A 23,292-nucleotide genomic window follows, 5' to 3' on the forward strand; every position below is an offset into this window, starting at 1 on the left:
CGCCCACGGTATTCAGCCCTGACAGGATTTCAGCATGCGGGCGGCATGGACGTGTCCGGCTGCGGTAGCGTAAGTCAGAGCGGTTCGTCCGGAATTGTCCCGCAGGTCCCAATCGGCTCCGGCACCGAGCAGCACAGCCAGAATTTCGATATGGCCGTTGGCGGCGGCATGCATCAAGGCAGTGGCGCCGCGAATATCCCTCGAATCGACTGCGGCGCCGTGGTGAAGCAACATCTGGGCGGTGTCGCGGTGTCTGGCGGGGCCGAGGCCGGCAGCGACGTCACGCCGCTCGTTTGCGCCCTGCGGTGTGCCGGAACGAGTCAAGGCGGCAAACGAACCCATGGTATCGACATGGATTGCCGTGACGCGGTCCTGTAACGACGCCCCGGCATACAGCGTTGCCGAGTGGAGGGCGGCGAAAGCCAGTGCGGTTCGCCCTTCGCCATCCTTGGCATCGACCGCGGCGCCGTGGCGTAACAAGACCTCCACGGTGCCCCGGTGTCCGGCCACGGCGGCGAACATCAACGCCGTCCGGCCCAGCGCATTGCGGGTATCGACAATGGCACCGGCATCCAGCAGCCGCTCGACAATGCCGTCGTGGCCGGCGATGCCGGCCGCCATCAGGGCAGTGTCGCCGCACTGGCTTGGCACCTCGGTAGCCGCCGAGGCGGCGAGCAGGCGCTCCACGACGGCAACATGTCCGTGAAAGGCAGCCAGCATCAACGCGGTATCGCCGCTGTCTGCCGCACCCAGATTCAGCTGGCGCATGCCGTGCTCGTCGGCGTGGGCCAGCAGGATGTCGACGACGGCCTCGTGGCCCAGTTCGGCGGCGATCATCAGCGCTGTCTTGCCGCGCTGAACGGCAAGATCCAGCGGCATCTCGCATGACAGCAGCGTCGCCAGCTCGGCGAGGTCCGCCGAGGACACTGCCCTGGCCATGTTGGCGAGATAGGCTCGGTACCAACCATCCTGCCGTTGCAGCCCCGCCATGATCGGTTCCATGCCGGGCCTCGGCTGACGCTGTGCCCCCGGCCCATATTCATAGGCATAGCGACCATCGGCATCGGGTACGAAGGCGGCGAGCCAGGCGCCGGTGTCGCCCTTGCGACCGGCATGGCCGAGCAACCACGCCAACCAGGCCGGATCGGTGTGTTGCTGGCTGAAGGCGATATGCATGGCCGTTTCCCCGCGCATATTGCGCGCATCGAGACGAGCGCCATGTTCCAGCAGGCATGCCAGCAGAGCGACCGGCGCTGCCGAACGGACCGCGTAGTGCAGGGGCGGATCGCCCTGCCCATCGCAGGTCTGCAGCGCGTCCGGCGCGGCCGCGAGGGCCTGTCGGACGAGCGCCACCTTGCCGCTTCGGATGGCGGCATGGACGGCGGGGAGTGCACTGTTTGCGGAGCTTGACGGAGGGGTTCGAGAATACGGCGATGCGGACGGAGAAGCGGTGGCGGGCCGCGCCGGATTCCCGCAGGCATTGGCGTCGTCGGGGAAGGGCTCGAATGGGTTGCGCTGCATGGCGGCGTCCTCCGTCGGGACTGGCTCGCCGTCCGCCGCAAGGGGAGTGGGCGGGAACGGTGGCGGGCTTGGGGGAACGCCAGCCTACGCACGGTTCAGCGCGATTTCTTACGGAAATGTGTCGGCAGTTCAATCTTTCGCAACAAAGGGCGCCGGCACTGTTGTGCGAACGCAGCGAACTGCGGTTGGCGTGCCGGCGTGCAAGCCGCCGGGTGCCGAGTGGATGGGCGCGGGGCGGAAGCGGGACCGGGCGCCAAAAAACGATGGGCGAGGCCGCCAATGGCCCCGCCCCCTGGGCAGGCGTCAGGCTCTGCGCCGTACCAGCCCGTAGATCACCAGCAGCACGATCGCGCCGATCACCGAGGCGATCCAGCCGGCCGGCTCCCCGGGGCGATACCAGCCGAGCGCCTGGCCGACATATCCGGCGATCAGCGAACCGCCTATGCCAAGCAATATGGTCAAGATCCAACCCATCTTGTCGTCGCCAGGCTTGATGGCCCTGGCGATCAGCCCGACGATCAGGCCGACGATCACCGTACCGAGGAATGACAGCATACGCATCTCCCAGTTTCGAGCGGCCGGCGGGTCCGAGCCGCTTCGGCGCCATCTTGCCACGCCTTTGGGCGCAGGGCGAGCAGTCCGGCGCACCGGACATTCAGAGTTTTTGAAACGATCGTCCAGCCCGGGACCGGCCGCGGTGGCCGCAGTGCTGGCAAACTTCGCCCATATCGCGAATCATCGCGCCATCGATCATTCACCGGGAGACCGCCGTGGGCGAATTGCAGGTCCTGCTGGAACAGCACGGACTGACGCTGGTATTTCTGAACGTGCTCATCGAGCAGGCCGGGCTGCCGGTGCCCGCCTATCCTTTGTTGCTGGTTGCCGGGGCGCTGGGCATGCGCGAGACCGGACCGTCGATCGGCGCGGTGCTGGGCGCCGTCGTGGTGGCCTGCCTGATCGCCGATTCGCTGTGGTACCTCGCGGGCCGGCGCCTGGGCCAGCCGATGCTGCGCACCATCTGCAAGGTATCGCTGTCGCAGGACAGCTGTATCCGGCAAACGCAGTCGCTGTATCTGCGTCTGGGGCCCCGTTCGCTGATCTTCTCCAAGCTGTTGCCGGGCGCGGGCGCGCTGTCGACGGCGATGGCGGGCATGACGGCCACGCCGTTCACGGTCTTCCTGTTCTACGACGCGATCGGTGCCGTGGTCTGGGCCGGCGGGGCGCTGATGATCGGCGCGGCGTTCAGCGATGCGATCGATGCCGTGCTGGACGCCTTCGGCACCTATGGCCACCTGGCGCTGATGCTGGCGCTGCTTGCGCTCGCGCTGTTCATCGTCTGGCGCTGGTGGAAGCGGGTCCGGCTGCTGCGCCGCACCCGGCTGATTCCGCGCATGAGCGTCGTCGAACTGGAGGCGCGGCGCCAGGACGGCCGCCTGCCGCTGGTGCTGGACGTGCGCGCGCCGGGCAGCGCGGCGCTCGAGCGCATCCCCGGCGCGCTGGCCGTGGACCCGGAGGCGCCGCTGGACGTACTCGCCGAACATCCCCCGGCCGTCGAGATCGTGATCTATTGCGCCTGCCCCAACGAACTGTCCGCCGCCATGCTGGCCGAGCGGCTGCGCGCGGCCGGCTATGCCAATACGTGGGCGCTGCTGGGCGGCATCGATGCCTGGAAACAGCTGCAAGGGGAACGTGTGCTGGCGGTCTAGCGAGCCCGATGCGGCCTGTCTGGCGCCGGGAGACCCTTCCGACAACGCGGGAAGAGAACGGCTATAGTTGCCGTTCCAACTCGATCGCCGTCCACGGCAAACGCCTGGCGGCGCCGCGGCGTGCCGATGCGTCGATGTGCCGGTCGGCCATCGATCGCGCCACGCCCGGCCAAAAAACCGTTCCCGCTTCGCCTTCCCGCATCCTTCCCGCATGACCGCTCCCACCACTGCCTACTCCCTGCTCGATCTTTCGCCGATTCCAGAGGGAAGCGACGCCGCCCAATCGATGCGCAATTCGCTGGACCTCGCGCAGCATGCCGAGCGCTGGGGCTATCGCCGCTTCTGGCTGGCCGAGCACCACAACATGCCCGGCATTGCGAGCGCCGCCACGGCGGTGCTGATCGGCTACGTCGCCAACGGAACCTCGACCATCCGCGTCGGCTCGGGCGGCATCATGCTGCCCAACCATTCGCCGCTGGTGGTCGCCGAGCAGTTCGGCACGCTGGCCTCGCTGTTTCCGGGCCGTATCGACCTGGGACTGGGCCGCGCGCCCGGCACCGACCAGCTGACGGCGCGCGCGCTGCGCCGCAGCGCGACCCACGACACGGCCGACACCTTCCCGCAGGACGTCGAGGAGCTGCAGGCCTATTTCGACGAGCCGCGGCCCGGCCAGCGGCTGCGCGCGGTACCGGGCGCGGGCCTGAAGGTGCCGCTGTGGCTGCTGGGCTCCAGCCTGTTCAGCGCGCAGCTGGCCGCATCGATGGGGCTGCCGTTCGCCTTCGCCTCGCATTTCGCGCCCGGCTTCATGCGCCAGGCGGTGGATCTGTATCGGCAGACCTTCCGGCCTTCGGAGGCGCTGTCCCGGCCCTACGTGATGCTGGGCCTGAACGTGTTCGCCGCCGATACCGATGCCGAGGCGACCCGGCTGTTCAGCTCGCTGCAGCAGCAGTTCCTGGCGCTGGTGCGCGGCACGCCCGGGCGCATCCGTCCGCCGGTCGACGATATCGAATCGATGTGGAACGAGACCGAGGCCGCCCATATCCGCCGCTCGCTGTCCTGTTCGGTGGTCGGCAACCTCGATACGGTGCGCGAGGGCATGCAGCGCTTCGTCGACGATCTGCGTCCGGACGAGCTGATGCTGACCGCGCAAATCTACGATCATCAGGCGCGGCTGCATTCCTTCGAGCTGGCCGCGCAGGCCGCGCAGCAATTGCGGCCGGTCAGCGGCGCGCAGACGCTGTAGCGCAGGCAATCGTCATCGGCCGTCGGCGGGGCGCCGGCGTACGCTCACACCTGTGCGCCCACCTGTGCGCCCACCTGTGCGCCGACCGGTGCGCGGACCTGTGCGACGACCTACGCGGCCGCAGTGGTGACCCCCGTCGCCGCGCCGCTCTGCGCCTGCCGGCGGCGGCGCACGTTCTCGATCAATTCGCGCCGCGCCGCGTCCAGCCAAGCGATGCGGTGCCTGACCGGGTCTCTGGGCGACAGCTTCGCCGCACTGATCTCGCCAAGGAAGTAGCGCACCATGCTGCCCGCGCGCGCGGGCACCGGCATCATGCCCAGCAGCTGGCCGGCACCGATCACGCCCTTCTCGGCCGCGTGGCACAGGCCCGCCCACGCGGTGCGGCCCAGCGCCAGATAGAGGGCATCGTCGCGGACCCTTGTCAGCCGTTCGACAAACTGAGTCTCGAACGCGCGGCGCAGCATCGGTACGGCCAGCAGCGCTTCCAGCGTGCCATCGAAGGCCAGCCCACGGCGCATGGTCGCCTGCGGCAGCAAGGCCAGCGGCTGCAGCAGGTGAAAGCTGTCCTCCCACAGGGCGGTCGCCCGTTCGGCGCCGACCAGTGCCGGGATGCCGAAATGATCGAGCATGCGGATCAGGTTTGGCCGCACCAGCGGCCCGCCCAACTCGATCTGGCGCTTGTTTTCCAGCTGGACGATGCGGCCCGGCGCATGCGCGCGCAGCAGGGCCTCGGTCAGTTCGGCGGCGAGCCGCACATGCATGTGTCCCGGCGTCGTGCTGACCAGCACCAGCCGGGCGGTGGCGTTGACGTGTTCGAACGGCACGTAGCTCATCACGTAGGTGCCGTCGCTGTCCACCACGACCGGATGCGCCATCACGGCGTTGGCGCCGCCTTGCCGGATGCGCGCGCAGTAGTCTTCGATGTAGCTGCTCAAAGGTGCCCCCCGTTCCTCGGCGACGTATTTTCTGCCTGCGTATCGGCGGTTGCCGATGCTCGTCGTTTGCTTGCATGGTAAGCGCAGGGACGGTGGGGGCAAAGTCGCGGCGCGACGTTTCGGGCGCGGCGCGGCGGGGGATTGGTGGGGCAGCGAACAGATGGCGTCAACCGCGCGCGCGGAAGGTCCGCGCCATGGCGACAGCGGGCTCGGGCTCGTTCAACCGCCGGTGCAGGCGAGCGTCGCCGGTCCGGCCTGCGGGTCCATCGCCACGATGGTCGGTGCCAGCCCGCGCAGCAGCCTGACCGACAAGGCGCTGGTGAAGCTGTAGCGCGCCGCATGCGGGCCGCGCACATGCAGCGTGACGGTGCCGAAGTAGCGCTCGCCGATGGTGAAGACGAAGGTGGCCGAGCGGCTGACGGCGCGCGATGCGATCACGTAGCCCCCGCGGCCGAACACCATGTGCCGATGATCGCCGGTGCCGGTCTTGCCGCCGAGCGCCATGCCGCGATCGGCCGGAAAGGCGCCCTGTGCCGAGCGCGCGGTGCCGCCCTCGACCACGTCCAGCAGCGAGCGCCGCGCGAGTTCCGCGACATCCTCGGGCAGCAGGCGCTTGCGCTGCCCGGGCCGCAGCACGAAGCGGGTTTCGTACGGCGTGCCGGCGGCGAAGTCGAGCCAGCGCACGGTCTCGGTGTACGGCTGCAGGCCGCCGCTGAGCAGGATGCCCGCCAGCTCCGACAGCGCGGCGGGACGATCGCCGGAGGCGCCGACCGCGCTGCCATAGGAAGGCGTCAGCGTATCGAAGGGATAGCCCAGCCGGCGCCAGCGCTCGCCGATCCGCTCGAAGGCATCGCGCTCGAGCAGGATGCGGATGCGGTTGTCCTGCCCCGCCTTGCTGCGCGTGCGGAACAGCCAGGTGTAGACCTCCTGGCGAACGTCGGCGCTGGCCTCCAGCACCTGTTTCAGGTCCGCCTCGGAATGGTCGTCCAGATAGTCGATCAACCACAGTTCGAGCGGATGGATGCGCGACAGGTAGCCGCGGTCGTTCAGCGAGAATTTGTCCTTGCCGTACTTGTCATAGAGCTTGAACACATCCTCGTCGTCGAGCTTGGTGCCGAGCTTGGCGCGCAGATGCCGTGCGAAAGTGGCCTCGTCCATGGTCGGATCGGCGCTGCGCAAGGCCACCGCCACGCGCACCGCGATGGGCTTCACACGCTGCAGCAGCAGCGCGATGCGGCCGTTCTTGTCGAGCGCGTTGTATTTGCGATAGAAGCCGGTCAGGTACTGGCTGCCTTCCTCGTCGGCGAAGCGCTCCAGCCATTTGCGCCGGCCGGGCGCATCGCGGTCGGCCAGCAGCTCGCTGGCATCGGGGTGCGCGCGGTGGACTTCGTAGCGGACGATGTCACGCATCATGCGGATGAACACCAGGTTGACCGAGTGCTGGAAGGCCCGGCGCACCGTCAGGCTTTCCACGCTGGCCGAGCGCTCGAAGTTGGTGAAGGTCTGCAGCCCGCCGCCGGTGAAGAAGGCCTCGCCGGCGCCGCCGGCGTACTTGCGTTCGAGCGCGGCCTCGAGCATCGCGCGGCGATTGCCGTTGGGGTTCTTCAGCAGCCAGTCGATCGTCCAGCGCGTCAGCCCATCCTGCGGCGAGACCGGGACGCGCTGCAGCTCGGCGCGCGTCATGCCCGCGTAGCGCTCGTGCAGTTCGGCAAGGATCTCGAGGTAGGTGACCAGCGTGCGCAGCTTGGCGGTCGAGCCGAGATTGAGCCGCGCGCCGCTGTTCAGGTCGAACGGCTGGTCGATATTGTCGGCCTGCACGCGCAGATAGCTGGCATTGCCGACCCGCTCGAACAGCGTGAAGCTGGCCGCCAGCTTCGACGGATCGTCATGATCGCGCAGCATGTTGTGGCCGTAGAGGCCGAGCTCGCGCGCGCCTTCCTTGTCGCGCAGCTTCATCAGCGTCGCGGTGATCTGGCGCTGCGCTTCGGTATTGATCGTGCTGGCGACCGTCAGGTCGAGCCGGTCCAGATCGTAGCGGCTCGACACGCCGAGCAGGCGCGACAGGTCGGTGCGCACCTGGTTGATGGCCTTGCGCGTGACGAAGGGATCGGCGGGCGGCAGCGAGGGAATCGGCGCCTTGTCGAGCCGCGCGGCCAGCGCGGCGTCGCGCAAACGCGGCGAAATCACGCCCGCGCCGGCTAGCAGGCGCAGATAGCTGTCGGTCAGCGGTTCCAGGTTGGTGTCGTAGCGGCGCAGATGGTACGAGGGACGGCGCTGCGCGATGATCAGCGACAGCGCCTGCTTGAAGACCTGCGCCTCGCGCGGCGTGGGTGGTTTCGACTCGATCTCGTGCAGCATCCGATTCGCTTCGTCGAAGTCCTCGCCGTACCAGTAGTACATGCCATCCCCGATGCCGTGGATTTCGCCGCGGCCATTGCGCGCCGACAGCGGTACGGTGTTCAGGTAGTCGACCACGATGCGTTCGCGCGCCCGCACGGTATCGCGCCCATCGAGATAGGCGCGCACCGAGGCCGAGCCCATCTGGCGCAGCTTCTCCGAGATCGACGACGTGCGGCCCTGCGGCGAATGGCGGTATTTCTCGATCTGCGTGGCCAGCGTGCTGCCGCCCGGCGTGTCGCGCTCGCGATCGACGATGGCGAACAGCTGGTCGACGCCGGCGCGCGACAGCCGGCGCCAGTCGAGCGCCGGATTGCGGGTCGGATATTCGGGATTGAGCAGCCCCTGGTTCTCGACGAACAGCAGCGAGTTGGCCAGGACCTGCGGCACTTCGCGGTAGTCCTGGTACTGCCGTTCGGGGAAGCGCTGCACCGACACGTTGCGGTCGTTGCAATCGAGCAGGGCGAGCCCGGCGCGGGTCTTTTCGCGATAGGGCGCGTACAGGCCGAGATCGAGGTATTCGAGCATCGCCTGGGACATCCGCGCCTGATGCTCGCGCACGAAGCCGCGCGCTTCCAGCAACTCGGTGTAGTGCGGAATGCGGGCGTAGCCGAGCCGCATATCGTAGGGCCCGGCATCGGGGAAGCGGATGCGGTCGCTGGCGCCCGGCGCGATGGTGTAGGTCAGGCGCTGGCCCCAATCGTGAAAATAGCGCGCCTGCCACCGCGAGGTGCGAACCTCGTCAGCGATCAGATGGGCGGCGAAATAGCAGGCGCCGCCAACCAGGACCAGCAGGACAACGATAGGCCAGACACGACGCGACACGGTTCGCTTCCGGTGCTATGGGTGGTCGATCGAAGCGTCATTGCGCACTACGGGCCGCGCGCCTCCGACCTCTAGTATTGGCGCTAGCCGGCGTTTGCACAGGGGCCGCCGACAGAAAATTTTCCGGCCGGGCCGTCGAGGTCGGCGAATGCAGGCAGGCGATCAGCTCGCAGGGCCAAGTATGCCTTGGACGTCGCTCGTGGTGAAGGGTGGGCCGCAGGCAGGGTTTGGCCGCTGGCGCGCGACTAGTGCGGATCGGCGTCGCGGCCCGTCTGGCGCCTTGCCTCCGGCGCAACCCCCAATCGCCGCGCCAGCCGGTGGAAATTGCTGCGATCCATGCCGGCCGCGCGCGCTGCGGCGGCATAGGCGCCGCCGTGCCGCGCCAGCACGGCTTCGATCCAGCGGCGCTGGAATTCGTCGGTGGCTTCGCGCAGCGTGCCGCTCCCTATCAGCCGATCTGCCTCCGGCGCGCTTGCCGGCAGGGACTGCGCGGCACGAGCGGCCGGTGTGTCGTCGCGCTGCGCTGCGGTGGGGCGGCTGGGGTGGCGGACGTCTTCGTTGGCTTCGTTGCCATGCGCGAGCCGGCTGGTGCCGCTGTCCAGCCCAAGGTGGCGCGGCTCGATCGCGATCCAGCGCGCGCCGCGGCGCGATTCGGCCAGCGCGCGCAGCGCCGCCCGGCTGATCAGATGTTCGAGTTCGCGGACATTGCCCGGCCAGGCATACGCCATCAGCGCCAGCGCCGCGTCCGGCGACAGCCGAAGGTTGCGCGCACCGAGCCGGTGCTGGTTTTCCTCGAGAAAGCCGCCGGCCAGCGCCAGCACGTCGCGCCCGCGCTCGCGCAGCGGCGGCACGCGCAACGGATAGACCGACAGCCGGTGATACAGGTCCGCACGAAAGCGGCCCTCGGCCACCGCCTTGCCGAGGTCGCGGTTGGTCGCCGCCAGCACGCGGACATCGACCCGCAGCAGCCGGTCGCTGCCGGGCCGCTGCACTTCCCCGCTCTGCAGCACGCGCAGCAGCTTGGCCTGGACCGGCAACGGCAGCTCGCCCACCTCGTCGAGAAACAGCGTGCCGCCGTCGGCCAACTCGAACTTGCCGACGCGGTCCTGTACCGCGCCGGTGAAGGCCCCGCGCTTGTGCCCGAACAACTCGCTGTCGGCCAGCGTCTCCGGCAGCGCCGCGCAGTTGATCTGCACCAGCGGCCGGTCGCGGCGGGCCGAACGGTCATGCAGACGTTGTGCGACCAGTTCCTTGCCCACGCCGGTTTCCCCCAGGATCAGCACGCTCAGATCCGACGCCGCCACCGTGTCGATTTCCTGCTTGAGCCGCTTCATCGCCGCGCTCTTGCCAAGGAGCTCGCGCGGCTGGCCACGGGCCTGCAGCGCGCGGCTCATTTCGCGCTCGCGCGCCGCGCGTTCGGCCAGCGCGCGGATCGTCTCGTCGGCCTCGATGCCGGATTCGAGCATCGTCACCACCGCCTGCATCTGCGCCGCCGAGATGTCGGCGAAGGCGCCGGGCTGCAGCGCGTCCAGTGTCACCAGGCCCCACAGCCGGCCGCCGCAATGCAGCGGCGCGCCCATGCAGTCGTGGATCGGCAGGATGTCCGGCTGTCCCTCGATCAGCCCGTCGTACGGGTCCGGCAGGCCGCAATCGGCGGCGAATCGCACGCCGTCCTCGCTGTCGAGCAGCTGCGCCAGGCGTGGATGAGCCGAGACGGGGAAGCGCCGCCCGAGCGCGTCGTCGCTCAGGCCGTGGACGGCGACCGGCACCAGCACTTCTCCTTGCAAACGCAGCAGCGCCGCGGCATCGCACCGGACGATGCCACGGGCGGCGGCCAGCAGTTGGCGGAAGCGCCCTTCGTCGGCGGGCGTGGGGAAATCGGAATTCGTGGTCATGTGGACAACAACGTTGTCATTCGGACAACGGATGACGCGTAGTCATTTGGACAACTGCATTGCATGATGCCATAAGAATCAAGGGTTTGCGCCCGGTGTCCCCTCCTGGCATGCCGCTTGATATGACAAGGTACCTCTCGACGTCCAACCACAGGAGCGTTTTCATGCTGTCCCCGAATACCATCGCGCTGGTCAAGGCCACGGTGCCCGTGCTGAAGCAGCACGGCGAAGCGATCACGCAACACTTCTATCGTCTGTTGCTGACCCGGCATCCGGAACTGAAGGCCTTCTTCAACGAGGCCCACCAGGTGCACGGCACGCAGGCACGCGCCCTGGCCGGCGCGGTGCTCGCCTTCGCCAGCCATATCGACCAGCTCGACGCGCTGGCCGGCGCGCTGCCGCGGATCGTGCAGAAGCACGCCGCACTGGGCGTCCAGCCCGAGCACTACCCGATCGTCGGCGGCTGCCTGCTGCAGGCGATCCGCGACGTGCTTGGCGAAGCGGCGACCGACGACATCGTCGGCGCCTGGGGCGAGGCCTATGGCGTACTGGCGAAGATCCTGATCGATGCCGAGGAGGCGGTCTACCGCGACAACGCGGCCCAGCCCGGCGGCTGGCGCGGGACGCGCGGCCTGCGCATCGCGCGCAAGGTGCAGGAGAGCGAGATCATTACCTCGTTCTACCTGGAGCCCGCGGACGGCGGCGTGCTGCCCGCCTTCCGGCCGGGCCAGTACCTGACGCTGCTGCTGACCATCGACGGGGCGCCGACCCGTCGCCACTACTCGCTGTCCGATGCGCCGGGCAAGCCGTGGTACCGGATCAGCGTCAAGCGTGAGCCGGGCGGCCGCGCGTCGAACTGGCTGCACGACCATGCCGCGGTGGGCGACGTCCTGCAGGCGCTGCAGCCTTGCGGCGACTTCGTGCTCGAGCAGGCGGCCAACGACCGGCCGCTGGTGCTGGTGACCGGCGGGGTCGGCATCACGCCCGCCATCAGCATGCTGGAAGCGGCCGCGCCCGCGGGCCGGCCGGTCCACTTCATCCATGCCGCGCGGCACGGCGGCGTGCATGCCTTCCGTGAGCGCGTCGATGCGATCGCCGCCAACCACGGCAATGTGAGCGTTTGCTACGTCTACGACACGCCGCGGGAAGGCGATGACCCGCACGCCGTGGGCTTCGTCACGCGTGAGCTGCTGGCGAGCCGGCTGCCTGCCGACCGCGACGTCGACTTCTACCTGCTGGGGCCGAAGGCCTTCATGCGCTCGGTCTATGCCGACGGTCGCGCCCTGGGCATCGCGCCCGAGCGCCTGCGCTTCGAGTTCTTCGGACCGCTGGAGGACTTGCAGGCGGCGTGAGCGGCGCGGTAGCGGAGGCGGTCGCCCCCGCGATCGCCTGTCCTGCCGCCAACCCTGCCGGCGGCCCTGTCGCCAACCCTTTCGCCAACCCTGTCGCCCGCCTTGCCGCAGGCCCTACCGCCCGCCCTCCGGCATGCCGATCGCCGTGGTCTCGATGACCTGCTGCTGGTCGCCCTGGCGGATCTCCGTGCGCAGCACGAAGGCTTCGCTGGGGCAGTACCAGTCGGTCACGGTCATGCTGTACGGGTCCGGCCGTTCGACGTCGTCGCCGATATGGACCTCGCCCAGCGAGGCCTGCTTGTCGTACCGGATCGGCAGGCATTCGCGGCGGCCAAGCGGCGTGTCGATATGTTGCCGCCGGCCGACCCGGCGCTCGCCGATGTAGATGGTTGCGCGCGGCACGCGGATGGTGGTCACCGCTTCGCCCGAATGCAGGCTGTTGATCTGCAGGCTGGCGGTGGAATGCAGCGACTCGTCGGGCAGCGTGGCGTCCTCGCGGATATCGTGGCCGGCATAGGACAACAGGCCCGTGCCCTCGAACGAGGCCTCGCCGAACAGCCGGGCATAGCGGGCCTGGGCGTTAATGGTGGCGTGCTGGCTGCTGATCCGGCCATTGGCCGAGCCCGTATCGCGCACCAGCGTCAGCCGGTGCATCTGGTCCATGACCACCGGCGGGCCCATCATCGCCGCCAGCGCGGACTTCGAATGGATGTCGAGCCAGGCCGCGCAGCCGCCCGGCACGGGGCCGGGATGGCGCACCGTCATCGTGATCGACATCGGCATCTGGCCATCGGCCTCGAGCTGCGCGCGGGCGCCGCTGCGGAACCACGGTGCCTGGCAGACCGGCGGAGCGGTGGCCTCGGCGGGTTGGACGGATGGGGTGGCCGGAGCGGCAGCAGCGGCGGTAAGGGCCGGATTGGCGAGAGTGGCAGGCGCCGCGGAGGCCGCCGGCGGTCCGGCCGGCTGCGCGTGCGAGCCTGGCGCCCAGAGGGCGGCAACGACGGCCGCGAGGACCGCGGCAAGGGCCCGGGCGAGGGCCGGGGCAACCGTCGCGGCAAGGACGGTCGGCAGAGGCCGCGTCCAGCCGCGTCGCCAGTGGATGCCGCGTCGGTCAGCCAGCGCGGCTGCTGTCATCTCCGCCCCCTCGGTTCATGCCGCCACATTATGCAGACGGGGGGCGGGACTGCCTATGCGGGCTGATCCCGACGGAGAAGGTCCGGCGTGCCCGAAGTCTCGGCGTGCACCAAGCTCAGGCTTGCGCCCAGCTCAAGCGTGCGCCGCGGCAGGCGTGGGCCGAACTCAGGCGTGCGCCGGCTCGGCCAGCGGCGACGGCACCAATCCGGGCAGGGCGCCATGGCGGGCGGCGCGCCGCAGTTGCTGCAGCCGTGCCTGCAGGCGCGGGTCGGGCTGCGTCGGCGGATACATGCCATTGGGGCAGGCCACGCCCAGCAGGTCCAGCGCCTGCTTGAAGTCGTCCAGCGTCAGTCCCTTGGCCGGATCGAGTGCGATCAGGCGGGACTGCAGCGACGCATCGACGGAGGCTGCATCGGCGGTCAGCACCACGTAGTTCTGCGGAACGGGCCGGGTTGCGGCCAGATAGGCGGCCACCTCGGCGCCGAAGCCGCCGTTGGCCGCCGGCGCGAAGGCATGTACCTGCAGGTCAAGCTGTTGCACCAGGGCCGAGCGGGCGCCGGTGCTCCAGGCATGCGGCAGCACCACACGGGCGCCGGCCAGCCCGAACAGCCGCCGTACGAAGCCCAGCGCGACCGGATCGAACAGTCGCAGTTCGCGCACCGCGCCGGTTTCCGGTTTGCCGCCCAGCCGCGCGGCGGAGCGCTCGGAGAACAGCACTCCGGGCACGTCGAGCATGATCAATCGTTCAGACATGAGATTCCTCTGCATCCATCGGAGCGGTAGGGGAGCGTTCAGGTTACGACGCACGATCGGGCCTGCGGCCGGCCTCGGCGGCGACAACATGAAACAGTTCTGTAACTTGTGGTTCGGTGACGTAAAAACCGCCTGTCAGTGCCGACTTTTGTTTCCCGGCGACACATTTGAGGCGCTTGCGACCCCGCCGATCATGCCCGCTCGTGGTGCACGATCCTGCATCCCACAACGCGCCAGAGGCCGTTTCGGACGACGAATTCGGGTTCTCCCTAGGTGGGGTGACAACGAGCGGTTGCGGTATGGTTACGCCTTTTTCCAGGGGGGCGGTTTTGCCTCGACCCCGGGGCGCCTCGACCGCCGACTGACGGGCACCATCTCGCCCGAACCCGACTCGGAGATTCGCCATGAACGAAATCGTCGATGCCGTCAACGGCATCATCTGGAGCTCGGCACTGATCTACCTGTGCCTGGGCGTCGGCCTGTATTTCTCCATTCGCACTCGATTTGCCCAGGTGCGGCACTTCTTCGGCATGATCCGCCTGATGCTGGACGGCAAGTCCTCGGCACAGGGTGTCAGCTCCTTCCAGGCCCTCGCGATGTCGCTGTCGGGACGGGTCGGCACCGGCAATATCGCTGGCGTGGCAACCGCCATTACCTTCGGCGGTCCCGGCGCGGTGTTCTGGATGTGGGTGATGGCCTTCCTCGGCGCCAGCACGGCGTTCGTGGAATCGACGCTGGCGCAGATCTACAAGGAAGAGGTCGACGGCCAGTATCGCGGCGGCCCGGCGTACTACATCGAGAAAGGGCTGGGCACCAAGTGGTACGCCTGGATCTTCGCGCTGGCGACGATCCTTGCCTGCGGCGTGCTGATGCCCGGCGTGCAGTCGAACAGCATCGCGGCCGGCATGACCAATTCATTCGGCATCGATCCGGCGGTGACCGGCGCGGTGCTGGTCATTCTGCTCGGCCTGATCATCTTCGGCGGCGTCAAGCGCATCGCCAGGTTCGCCGAGATCGTGGTGCCGTTCATGGCGCTGGGCTACATCCTGGTGGCCTGCGTGATCGTCGCGCTCAACGTCGGCAAGCTGCCCGAGGTCATGAGCCTGATCCTGCGTAGCGCCTTCGGCCTGGAGTCGGCCTTCGGCGCGGTGCTCGGCCTGGCGATCCAGTGGGGCGTCAAGCGCGGCGTCTACTCGAACGAAGCCGGCCAGGGTACCGGCCCCCATCCCTCGGCGGCCGCCGAAGTCTCGCATCCGGCCAAGCAGGGCCTGGTGCAGGCGTTCTCGATCTATGTCGACACGCTGTTCGTCTGCTCGGCGACGGCCTTCATGATCCTGATCACCGGCGCCTACAACGTGGTCGGTCCCGCCAAGGAAGCGCTGCACACCGGCCTGGCCGGCGTGGAAGCGGGACCGGGCTTCACGCAGCATGCGGTCGAAAGCGTGCTGCCGGGCTTTGGCGCCGCCTTCGTCGCGATCGCGCTGTTCTTCTTCGCGTTCACGACCATCGTCGCCTACTACTACATCGCCGAGACCAACGTCGCGTATATCAACCGCAAGATCCACCGCCCGTGGATGGTGTTCCTGCTGAAGATCGCGATCCTGGCCGCCACGCTGTACGGCTGCGTGCGCACCGCGACGCTGGCCTGGGCGCTGGGCGATATCGGCGTGGGCCTGATGGCGTGGCTCAACATCGTGGCGATCGTGATCCTGCAGAAGCCCGCGCTGAAGGCGCTGCGCGACTACGAGGCGCAGAAGCGGCAGGGCCTCGACCCGAATTTCGTGCCGGGTCCGCTGGGGATCGATAACGCGGTCTTCTGGGAGCAGCGTGCGGCCGGCGTCAAGCAGCGCCGCCCGGGCGACGATCAGGACGGCGGCGAGCCCGCCGTCTCGCCGGTCATCGCGGCACCGCGCTCCGCCGAATAAGGGAACGACCAAGGGCGCACGAACAAGTCGTGCGTGCCGGACCGTACGCCGTCGGCTAGCCCGCCGACGGCTGCGGCAGCATCAAATCCTGGCGGGCGGCAAAGTCGAACAGTTCCCTGTCGTTGCTGGCCCCCAGCTTCTGCATCGCGCAGTTCTTCTGCCGGCTGATGGTCTTGACGCTGCGGCTCAAGGCCGTGGCGATCTGTGTCACCGACTTGCCGCTCAGATAGAGCCGCAGCACCTCCGTTTCCCGCACCGACAGGCTGCCGATGCCGGCCCGTTCCTCCGGACAGGGGTAGCGCGAACTCGATTCCGCCAGGATGCGCGCCGCCGATTTGCCGATATAGGTCTGGCCGCGCTCGACCTGGACCAGGGTGTGGACGAGCTCGTCGAGCGGTGAATCCTTCAGCAGGATGCCCTGCACCGGCACCTCGGCGATGGCGCGCAGGATCAGCGGGTTGGTCATCATCGTCAGCACCACCACGCGCATCTGCGGATGCTGCCGTCGCATCTGCCCGAGCATCCGCAATCCATCCTTGGCCTGGCCGCCCGGCATATGGTAGTCGGTGACCACGACGTCGGGCGTACACGTAGCGATGGCGCGAAACAGTGCCTCGGGCGTCGTCACGTCAGCGCAGACCTGCCAGCCGGCGTGCCCTTGGAGGACGCTGCGGATCGCCAGGGAGATCGCGGGGTGGTCGTCCGCGACGACGATGTTCAGTGCCATGCCATTGCTCCTGCGCCCGCGTGCCGAGCCCCATCGCAGAGCGCGGCTGGTGCCAGGGGCGTGCGGTCCATCGGAAAAGAAGCGCCGCGCGGCAAATGCCGTGCGGCGCAAAGCGCGTGACATCTGTATCGGGCGGCCCCATGACACGATGGAGGTACGGACAGGACGACACTACCGCCCGGCACAGCGACAGCGCACATGCCCACCCTCAGACCAAAAACGGGAAATAGTCGGAAAGCGCTGCAATGCCCCGCCAGATTAGTGGGCAAGGGAGCGCGAAGCGATAAGACGAGTCTCAAAACGGGATCGGGTGCGAGGGTGTGCGGCTGAATCCCGCCGGCAGGGCGGGGTCAGCTCCGCTGCGCTCAGCTCGACAGCGTCCTGGCCCACCGCGCGAGCGCCGGCACCAGTTGCGCCATCGCGGCCGCCACGCCGGCGGCATCGCCGTCGCGGCACGCCGCCTCCAGCGCCTCGCAGCCCGCCGCGACGGCATCGGCCGATACCATCCGCGCGGCGCCCTTGATACGGTGCGCGATGGCGTGGGCCGCCCGCCAGTCGGCGCGCGCCACCGCGACGCGCAGCGCGGCCAGATCCGCCGTGTTGCCGGCCAGCAAGGCTGCCCGTACCGCCGCATCGGGGGCCGGCGCGTGGGGCGCTGCGGCAAATGGCGTCGAAAGGCATCGCCCGCCCGGCGGGTCCCCCAGCCAGTGTTGCAATGCGCGCCCGAGCGTGTCGAGATCGATCGGCTTGAACAGGCAATCGTCCATGCCGGCTGCCAGGGCTTGCTGGCGGTTGTGCGGCCGCGCGTCGGCGCTGTAGCCAAGCACGGGCACGCGCGGCCGGGCCAGGGCCCGCTCCTGCGCGCGCAGCTTGCGCGCCAGCGTGAAGCCGTCCATGCCGGGCATGTTGCAGTCGAGGATCACGAGATCGAAGGTGGGGTCCGGCGCCGCGCACCGCACCAGCGCCTCGTGGGCATCGCCGGTACCGATTGCCTCCACCCCCAGATGACGCAGCTGCCTGGCCAGCAGCATCCGGCCCGCCGGATGGTCGTCGACGATCAGCGCGCAATAGCCCTTGCGCAATGGCGCGATCGCCGGCCGGCCGCGAGCGGCCTGACGGCTGTCGCCGCGCAGCGCGCGTCCTGCACAGGCCTCCGCGGCCAGCGTCAGGGTCAGCAGCGCGGTGGTGCCCTGGCCCGGCCGGCTGAGCAGTTCGAGGTCCCCGCCCATCTGGCGGGCGAGCTGGCGCGAGATCGACAGACCGAGGCCGGTACCGCTGGTCGAGCGCGCTTCCGCGGCCCGGAAGAACGGCTCGAACAGCCGGGGCATCTGGTCCGCGGCGATGCCGGGGCCGCGGTCGCGCACCACGATGCGCACCGTTTCCCGATCGACATCCTCGCCCGCGCTCTCGAGCTTCACCGTGATGTCGCCATGGCCGCTGAACTTGATCGCATTGCTGAGCAGATTGCCGACCACCTGCCGCAGCCGCTGCGGGTCGGCCCGATGGCGACGGGCCCGCAGCGTGCCCAACTGCAGGCGGATGCGCAGACCGCGCGATGCCGCCAGCGGCCGAAACGCCTGGACCCACTGCTGCAGCAGCGTATCGAGCTGCACCGGCTCCGGCCGGATTTCCATTCGGCCCGCCTCCAGCCGCGCCATGTCGAGCAGATCGCCGACCAGCGCGACCAGCGACTTGGCGCAGTCGTGCGCGGTGTCGATGTAGTGGCGGGCCTCGCCATGGATCGCGGTCTTGTGCTTGAGCAGATCGAGGATGCCGATCACCGCGTGCATCGGTGTCCGGATTTCATGGCAGATCGTCGCCAGCAGGCTCAGGCGATCCGCATCGGGCGATGCGCCGGGGGAAGCACCGACGGCAGCGCCGACGGCAGAGCCCACACAAGGCGAGGGACCACGGTGGCCGCCGTCCGCGGACGGCCGCATGCCGGCCGCGCTGCGGCGGGTGGCCGGGCGTGCGTTGGCCAGGCGCCGGTGCAGCGTGGTGGCGGCGCGGGCGATGCGCCGGCCGTGGCGATGCAGGGCGACCGCGCACGCACCCATTGCCGTCATCCACAGCAAGGTGCCGAGCGAGCAGGTCAGCAGCCATGGTCGACGTCCGTGGTGCGCGTGCGCGTGCGCCGGCAGCGCAGCGGGAACCGCAGCGGGCATCGGCGCCGTCGACACCCAGCCGGCCTTCAGCGCGTCCCAGTGCGCTGGCGGGATCGCGGCCAATGCCTTGTTCAGGATCATGCGCAGCTGCGGCGCCGCCGGCGAAACGCCGAAGCCGATCGCGGCCGGCTGCGGGCCGAGCGGAGCGGCCACGCGCAGCCATGGCGCGAAGGCGTAGCGGACCATGTAGTGCGCGCAGGTCAGCGTGTCGACCGCGGCGTCGGCCTGGCCGTGCGCGACCATGCGGTAAGCCTCGGTCGTGGAACTGGTGCGGATGACGGTGGCGTTGGGAACCTGTGCGAGGCGCTCCGCCAGGCCGCGGCTGCTGCGGCGCACGGCGATGCGCATGCCGGCCAGGCCCGCGGCATCCCGGATGGCGCCGTTGGCGGCGTGGGTGGTGATGACCCATGGCGTAATCAGATAGGGCAGCGATGGCTGCAACCGGCGCGCCCGGCGTCCCGATTCGCGCATCGCGGCGGCATCGGGCGGCGGCGAGTCCGCCGTCACCGCGGGCACCAGCAGCACCGTGCCGTCGCGCAGGGCCGCTTCGCGCGCCCCGGGGTCTTGCTGCCAGACCGGTTCGAAACGCAGGCCGGTGATGCGGCCGACCTGCTCGAGCGTCTGTACGGCGATGCCGGCGGCATGTCCACCGGCGCCGACGAAGGCCATCGGCCCACCGATCGGCGATGCGCTGTAGCGCACCACCGGATGGGCGGCCAGCCAGCGCCGTTCGGCACTGGTCAGCGTGTCGGCGAGCCGTTCGCGCACTGCTCCGGTATCGTCGCGCTGCGTCTGGATGCGGCCGAGCTGCGCGGCCACCAGCGCCGCCCACAGCAGGCAGCCGCACGACATCAACCCGTACAGCCGACGCTCAGAGCGCTGCATCGGCCGGCCGGCGCATCGTCGCCGCCATGCACGGCGTGCGGTTGGCAAGAGGGGTTGGCATCGCGGCGACCTCCGGGCAGACACAGTGAAGCGGAGGAATCTAGCCAATGCGCCATGCCGCGACTATCGCAGTTCGACGCGGACGGTGTTCTATCGGACGCGTTGCTCCGAATCCGATGCCGCGATCAATCCTGTTCGCAGCGGCCGGGCGCGATCGCGATTTCGCCGACCGGCCGGTCGCCGATGCCGGTGTAGCGAAACACCAGTGCGATGCCCAGGCGGCCCAGCACCGGTACATCGGGATTGCGACAGATGCCGCGCACCAGAGCCGGCGTGGCGCTGGCCATGAAGGCGGCGGTGCCCTCGCGCGAGGCATCGAAACGAACGAGATTCAGATGGAAGACCACGCGCTTGCCGCTTTCGCCGCGGCAGCCGTCCAGACGCGTGGCGGTATCGAGCAGGATGGGGCCGGAGCGCGTCAGCTCGCGGCAGGCGCTGCCCAGCGCCACATCGGTGCTGCTGCCGGAACCGGTCAGCCGCGTGACGCCGTTCATGCCGGTGGGCCGGCCGTCGGCCACCCCGACCAGCAACCGGGCCAGTGCCGACATGCTCGACGGCGCGGTGGTCGAGGCGGCGGCGTTGCCATGCTGGGCCACCGCCGGCCACGATGCGCAGGCGATCAGGGCGGCTGCGCGCCAAGGGTGGGGCAACGAAATCAAAAGCGAGTTCCGCATGAAGATACCGGTATCGAGTTGGCCTCGAATGGCGGCTGCGGGCGGGCTGCCCGTTCGCCATGGCGAAACCATAGCGAGCCGATTGCCGGTGTGCTGTCAGTCACTGTCCTACATTGGCAAGCGAAATGCGTTCAAATCCATGTGCTATGCTGCAACGCAGCAAAAATCAACCCGGAGCGTTCGCGCGCTTCCGCAAACCGCGCATGGCAAGAAGCTTGATGGGAAATTGGCAGCGTCCGTGGCGGCAGATCGGCACGCTGCCGCGTCAGTCGGCCCGTCACCTTGGCGACTGGCTCGGTCGCTTGCACGGACGCGGCGCCACGGCTCCCACCGCCCGCACGCGTGTGCCGCCGCCGCTCGCGCTGCCTGCCGGTCCGCTGCCGGGGCAGTGGTCGCAGCGGCGCCTGAAGCTGCCGGCAATGCCCGGCGAACTGGTATCGCAGCTGAGCTACTGGCTTTACGAGCCGTCGCGCCGGCACCGCGGGCCGCTGCCGCTGGTGGTGATGCTGCATGGCTGCCGGCAGACCGCCGAGGACTTCGCCGCCGGCACGCGCATGAATGCGCTCGCCGAGCGCGAGGGCTTTCTGGTTGCCTATGCCGAACAGCCGCTGCGGCGGCAGTTGCAGCGCTGCTGGCAATGGTTCGATCTCGCCGCCAGCGAGGGCGCGCGCGAAGCGCAGGCGATCGCCGCGCTGATCGATGCGCTGGCCTTGCGGCGCGATGTGTGTCCCGATCGGGTGTACCTTGCCGGCCTGTCCGCCGGTGCCGCGATGGCGGCCGTGGTGGCCTTGCGCTATCCCGACAGGATCGCCGCGGTCGGCCTGCATTCCGGCGTGGTGGTGGGCGCCGCCGATTCGGCGCGGGCGGGTTTGCGGGCGATGCAGCAGGGCTCGCGGGCCGAGCCGGCGGCCCTGCTCGATGCGGCCGGCGTCGCGCTGGCCGGCAAGCCGATGCCGGCGCTGATCCTGCATGGCATGGACGACGAGGTGGTGCACCCGGTCAATGCGCGGCTGCTGGCGCGGCAGTTCCTGGCCTACAACCGCCTGCCGGATCGCGTCGATGGCGAGCGCCGTAGCGGTGAGCCGGTGCGGGCGGCCGGCGCGTCGACGCGCCAGCAGCAGGGCCACGCGGATGGCCACACCAATGGCAACGCCGATTCGGCCGGCATGCCCGCCGGCCACTACCTCGAATCCCGCTTCGGCTACTCCCGCCGCGATCTCGTGCAGCTATGCGAAGTGGCCGGGCTCGGCCATGCGTGGAGCGGCGGCGATCCGGCCTATCGCTATCACAGCGACACCGGGCCGGCGGCGAGCATGCTGATGTGGGAGTTCTTCCGCGAGCATCGGCGCTGAACCACGGCACCGGCCGGGCGGCCGGGGTGCCGGGGCGCCGGGGCAGGGCGCCCGGGGGCCCGGTGTTGGACCAGCTCCCGGATCGGCCTCCGGACTGGCCTCCGCAATCGCGCCCCGGACCGGCCCCGGAATCGGCCCCGGGATCGACCCGGTTCGGCATCGGTCCGCTTACAGCCTGGTCGACTTGCGCGCGAACAGCGCGGTCACCATGCCCAGCGCGCACAGCGCGACGACATAGTGCGCGGGCGCCAGCGGATCGCTCTTCAGCATCAGCGTCACCGCCATCGGCGTCAGCCCGCCGAAGATCGCGTACGACAGGTTGTACGAGAACGACAGGCCGGAGAAGCGGACATGCGCCGGGAACGCGTTGACCAGCACGAACGGCACCGCGCCGATGGTGCCCACCGCGAAGCCGGCCAGCGCATAGAGCGGCAGCAGCAGGTCGGGGCGCTGGTGGATCACCGTGTAGAACAGATAGCTGCTGACGGCCAGGAACAGGCCGCCGAAGAACAGCGTGCGGCGGGCGCCGATGCGGTCGGCCAGCGCGCCGGCCACCACGCAGCCGATCGACAGGCACAGCGTCGCCACGCTGTTGGCGACCAGCGCCGTGCGTGCGTCGAATCCGTAGAGCTTCTGCAGGAAGGTCGGCGTCATCAGGATCACGACCACGATGCCGGCCGACAGCATCCACGTCAGCAGCATCGACACCGCCACCGCGCCGCGGTGATCGCGCACCACGGCCTTCAGCGGCATTTCGGCGGCCAGCGCCTTCTTGCGCTGCAGCTCGGCAAATACCGGCGTTTCATGCAGCCAGCGGCGCAGGTACATCGACGCGATGCCGAACACGCCGCCGAGCAGGAACGGCACGCGCCAGCCCCAGTCGGTCAGCTGCTCCGGCGTGAAGATCGTGTTGATGCCGGTCGCCACCAGCGAGCCCAGCAGGATGCCGGCGGTCAGCCCCGCGGTCAGCGTGCCGCAGGCATAGCCGACGTGGCGGCTGGGCACGTGTTCCGAGACGAAGACCCAGGCGCCCGGCACCTCGCCGCCGACCGCCGCGCCCTGCAGCACGCGCAGCAGCAGCAGCGCGACCGGCGCCAGCAGGCCGATCGCGTGGTAGGTCGGCAGCATGCCCATCAGCAGCGTAGGCACCGACATCAACAGGATCGACAGCGTGAACATCTTCTTGCGCCCGAGCAGGTCGCCGAAGTGGGCCATGATGATGCCGCCCAGCGGACGCGCCAGATAGCCGGCGGCGAAGATGCCGAAGGTCTGCAGCTGCCGCAGCCAGTCCGGGATCGAGGGCGGGAAGAACAGCTGCCCGATCACGGTGGCGAAGAAGACGAAGATGATGAAGTCGTAGAACTCGAGGGCGCCGCCGAGGGCGGCGAGGGACAGGGTCTTGTAATCCTGGCCGGTCAGCGGGCGCGCGGCGCGTTCGAGCGACGCGCCGCTGGCGCCAACCGTACTGCTGGTGGTGGACATTGAGGAAACTCGCAGAAAACTCGCATGGAGGAGATCGCATGCGAAGCGCGCTAACACGGGTAAGTGTGAGGGTACGGCCGGCGGGTACAGCGCGGGAGAGAGGCAGGGCCAGAGGACGGGTGGGCCTCGGCATGCGACGGAACGCTTCGCAAAGGCGAAACGATACCAGATCGAAGGCCGGGCCGCCGATGCGCCGTTCGCAATAATCCCCCGCGCCCCGTCATGAAGCATTACCATAATGCCCAAAAAAGTGGGATCCAG

16 protein-coding genes are annotated in these 23,292 nt (G+C 69.3%); 5 read left to right on the plus strand and 11 right to left on the minus strand.

Translation table 11 applies throughout. The annotated features are described in order from the left end of the window. Positions 1-12 precede the first annotated feature (12 nt). Positions 13-1,521: an ankyrin repeat domain-containing protein gene (locus KZ686_RS20780; protein ID WP_265633542.1), complete on the minus strand. Its 1,509-nt coding sequence runs from the start codon at positions 1,519-1,521 to the stop codon at positions 13-15. A gap of 303 nt (positions 1,522-1,824) precedes the next feature. Next, positions 1,825-2,076, minus strand: coding sequence for a GlsB/YeaQ/YmgE family stress response membrane protein (locus tag KZ686_RS20785; protein ID WP_006577258.1), 252 nt, complete (start codon positions 2,074-2,076; stop codon positions 1,825-1,827). A gap of 215 nt (positions 2,077-2,291) precedes the next feature. Here KZ686_RS20785 and KZ686_RS20790 point away from each other — a divergent pair, with 215 nt between their 5' ends. Next, a complete protein-coding gene (locus KZ686_RS20790; protein WP_149318444.1) occupies positions 2,292-3,227 on the plus strand; it encodes a DedA family protein/thiosulfate sulfurtransferase GlpE in 936 nt (311 codons plus the stop codon). Between the two features lie 211 nt (positions 3,228-3,438). Next, positions 3,439-4,470 (plus strand): LLM class flavin-dependent oxidoreductase, encoded by a 1,032-nt coding sequence (locus KZ686_RS20795; protein ID WP_149318443.1) that lies wholly within the window; start codon positions 3,439-3,441, stop codon positions 4,468-4,470. Positions 4,471-4,580: 110 nt separating this feature from the next. Here the strand turns inward: KZ686_RS20795 and KZ686_RS20800 are convergent, their stop codons facing one another. The 3 genes from KZ686_RS20800 to norR form a co-directional block, all read right to left on the minus strand. Then, positions 4,581-5,405 carry a hypothetical protein gene (locus KZ686_RS20800; protein WP_265633544.1) on the minus strand — a complete coding sequence of 275 codons (825 nt, stop codon included), beginning with the start codon at positions 5,403-5,405 and terminating at the stop codon, positions 4,581-4,583. Between the two features lie 219 nt (positions 5,406-5,624). Continuing rightward, positions 5,625-8,627, minus strand: coding sequence for a transglycosylase domain-containing protein (locus KZ686_RS20805; protein WP_265633545.1), 3,003 nt, complete (start codon positions 8,625-8,627; stop codon positions 5,625-5,627). A 245-nt stretch (positions 8,628-8,872) separates the two neighbouring features. Continuing rightward, positions 8,873-10,522 carry a nitric oxide reductase transcriptional regulator NorR gene (gene norR, locus KZ686_RS20810; RefSeq protein WP_150082904.1) on the minus strand — a complete coding sequence of 550 codons (1,650 nt, stop codon included), beginning with the start codon at positions 10,520-10,522 and terminating at the stop codon, positions 8,873-8,875. 164 nt (positions 10,523-10,686) lie between these two features. Here norR and hmpA point away from each other — a divergent pair, with 164 nt between their 5' ends. After that, positions 10,687-11,874 (plus strand): NO-inducible flavohemoprotein, encoded by a 1,188-nt coding sequence (hmpA, locus tag KZ686_RS20815; protein ID WP_265633546.1) that lies wholly within the window; start codon positions 10,687-10,689, stop codon positions 11,872-11,874. Between the two features lie 114 nt (positions 11,875-11,988). Here hmpA and KZ686_RS20820 read toward each other — a convergent pair whose 3' ends face one another. Then, complete coding sequence (locus tag KZ686_RS20820; protein WP_265633547.1) at positions 11,989-12,657, minus strand: hypothetical protein; 669 nt, start codon at positions 12,655-12,657, stop codon at positions 11,989-11,991. Between the two features lie 516 nt (positions 12,658-13,173). Then, the gene (locus KZ686_RS20825; protein WP_149318438.1) at positions 13,174-13,761 is read right to left on the minus strand and encodes an HAD domain-containing protein; all 588 of its coding nucleotides are present in this window, start codon (positions 13,759-13,761) and stop codon (positions 13,174-13,176) included. A gap of 404 nt (positions 13,762-14,165) precedes the next feature. Between KZ686_RS20825 and KZ686_RS20830 the strand changes: the two genes are divergently transcribed. Next, on the plus strand, positions 14,166-15,686 hold the full coding sequence (locus tag KZ686_RS20830; protein ID WP_149318437.1) for an alanine/glycine:cation symporter family protein: 1,521 nt from the start codon (positions 14,166-14,168) through the stop codon (positions 15,684-15,686). Positions 15,687-15,741: 55 nt separating this feature from the next. On the opposite strand, the gene KZ686_RS20835 is transcribed toward KZ686_RS20830, so the two are convergent. The 3 genes from KZ686_RS20835 to KZ686_RS20845 all read right to left on the minus strand — a co-directional run bounded on the left by KZ686_RS20835 (position 15,742) and on the right by KZ686_RS20845 (position 20,173). After that, positions 15,742-16,413: a response regulator transcription factor gene (locus KZ686_RS20835; protein ID WP_149318436.1), complete on the minus strand. Its 672-nt coding sequence runs from the start codon at positions 16,411-16,413 to the stop codon at positions 15,742-15,744. A gap of 365 nt (positions 16,414-16,778) precedes the next feature. Then, the gene (locus KZ686_RS20840) at positions 16,779-19,463 is read right to left on the minus strand and encodes an ATP-binding protein (protein ID WP_265633549.1); all 2,685 of its coding nucleotides are present in this window, start codon (positions 19,461-19,463) and stop codon (positions 16,779-16,781) included. Positions 19,464-19,648: 185 nt separating this feature from the next. Continuing rightward, entirely contained in the window at positions 19,649-20,173 is a 525-nt protein-coding gene (locus tag KZ686_RS20845; RefSeq protein WP_265633550.1) for a hypothetical protein, read from the minus strand. A 227-nt stretch (positions 20,174-20,400) separates the two neighbouring features. Here KZ686_RS20845 and KZ686_RS20850 point away from each other — a divergent pair, with 227 nt between their 5' ends. Beyond that, entirely contained in the window at positions 20,401-21,549 is a 1,149-nt protein-coding gene (locus tag KZ686_RS20850) for an extracellular catalytic domain type 1 short-chain-length polyhydroxyalkanoate depolymerase (protein WP_226106760.1), read from the plus strand. Between the two features lie 168 nt (positions 21,550-21,717). On the opposite strand, the gene KZ686_RS20855 is transcribed toward KZ686_RS20850, so the two are convergent. After that, positions 21,718-23,031: an MFS transporter gene (locus KZ686_RS20855; protein WP_265633552.1), complete on the minus strand. Its 1,314-nt coding sequence runs from the start codon at positions 23,029-23,031 to the stop codon at positions 21,718-21,720. Between the last annotated feature and the right edge of the window lie 261 nt (positions 23,032-23,292).

The organism is Cupriavidus cauae (assembly GCF_026210475.1).
Lineage (GTDB): Bacteria > Pseudomonadota > Gammaproteobacteria > Burkholderiales > Burkholderiaceae > Cupriavidus > Cupriavidus cauae.